Source organism: Pseudoalteromonas sp. S3260 (assembly GCF_005886925.1).
GTDB classification, from domain to species: domain Bacteria; phylum Pseudomonadota; class Gammaproteobacteria; order Enterobacterales; family Alteromonadaceae; genus Pseudoalteromonas; species Pseudoalteromonas tetraodonis.
Genome location: NZ_PNCV01000427.1, coordinates 1 through 233 on the forward strand (window position 1 = coordinate 1; position 233 = coordinate 233).

Consider the following 233-nt stretch of genomic DNA (forward strand, 5'->3'; position numbering starts at 1 on the left):
TGTAGGATCATGATTCACCAACCAAGTGGAGGAATCGGTGGGCAAGCAAGCGATATAGAAATCACAGCAAGAGAAATCAAGAAACTAAAACAAGAGTTGTATACTATTACGGCCAACCATACCGGAAAACCTGTTGAAACTATTGCGAAAGACAGTGATCGTGATTTTTGGATGACTGCATTAGAAGCAAAAGAATATGGCTTAGTAGATGAGGTACTCTTAACCAATCCCAG

Annotated in this window: 1 protein-coding gene; it reads left to right on the forward strand. The window is 40.3% G+C overall.

From position 1 onward, the window contains the following. Positions 1–9: 9 nt before the first annotated feature. Positions 10–233: ClpP family protease (locus CWC14_RS19070; RefSeq protein ID WP_502705441.1), on the forward strand; the 224-nt coding region annotated here is incomplete at its 3' end.